This window comes from Kitasatospora sp. NPDC057015, assembly GCF_042673745.1.
GTDB lineage: Bacteria > Actinomycetota > Actinomycetes > Streptomycetales > Streptomycetaceae > Kitasatospora.
Window position 1 is genome coordinate 1 of record NZ_JBHUSG010000162.1, and the last position, 1,085, is coordinate 1,085.

The window sequence follows — 1,085 nt, forward strand, 5'->3', positions numbered from 1 at the left end:
GGTCCGGGTGGTCAGTTGGCGCAGTCGCTGCCGGTTTCGGCGGCCAACGTGGGTATCGCGGTGGGTGCGTTCGCGGGTGGTGTGGCGATCGACAACTACAGTGCGTCGACTCCGGTGATCACGGGTCTGATCTTCGCCGTGATCACGATCGCGGTGGCGTGGGGGACGAGTTTCCTGAAGCCGCCGGTGGTCGAGGAGTCGTCGGCGGCCGCCGCGCAGTCGGTGCCCGAGCCGGCGTAGCAGGACCTCTCTCGGACCGCTTCTCCCCTTGAGCGGCACGGTGGTGGCGGACCCCCCGTCCCGTCACCACCGTGCTTCCGTGTTCGACGACCCGCTCTCGACCACGTACAGCCGGGGTCGTGCCGCCTTCCGACGCCGAAGTGACCTGCCGCGGGGTGTTGTCGCCCTCCTCGGCCGGCTCCCCGGTCGGGCGAGTGGTCCGCGTGTGAGCACGGAGGGAGTAGTGGCGGACTCCGTCGCGGTGGGAGCTTGGTGTGAAGCCGGTTTCCCACAGACAGGAGGGGTGTGCCATGAACGACCAGCAGTTGGCCGCGAACGACGGCGTGAGCGCTGAGGTCGGTCACCGGTTCGTGGAGACGAACGGTATTCGGATGCATGTCGCGGAGCAGGGTGAGGGGCCGTTGGTCGTGCTGCTGCACGGCTTTCCGGAGACGTGGTATTCCTGGCGGCACCAGTTCTCGGCTCTGGTGGCGGCCGGGTACCGGGTCGTTGCTCCCGACCAGCGCGGGTACGGGCGGACGGATCGTCCGGAGGCGGTCGAGCAGTACTCGCAGCTGCACCTGGTCGGTGACGTGGTCGGGTTGCTGGACGCGCTCGGCGAGGAGCAGGCGGTGCTGGTCGGGCACGACTGGGGCTCCCAGGTGGCGTGGAACACCGCGCTGTTGCGGCCCGACCGGGTGCGGGGCGTCGTCTCGTTGGGGCTGCCCTACTTCCCGCGTGGTCCGATGAGTGCGGTGGCGGGGATGACGCACGCGCTGGGCCCGGGCTTCTACATGAACTACCTGCAGCAGCCGGGCGTGGCGGACGCCGAGTTGGCGCGGGACGCGCGGGCGAGCGTGCTGCGG

General features: G+C 70.0%; 1 protein-coding gene and 1 pseudogene. Both read left to right on the forward strand.

Translation table 11 applies throughout. The features are described 5' to 3' along the window. Positions 1–240 (forward strand): annotated as a pseudogene (locus ACFTWP_RS41875) (hypothetical protein); the annotation flags it as partial. Positions 241–530: 290 nt separating this feature from the next. Next, a partial coding sequence (locus ACFTWP_RS41880; RefSeq protein ID WP_380270418.1) for an alpha/beta fold hydrolase occupies positions 531–1,085 on the forward strand: 555 nt, incomplete at its 3' end.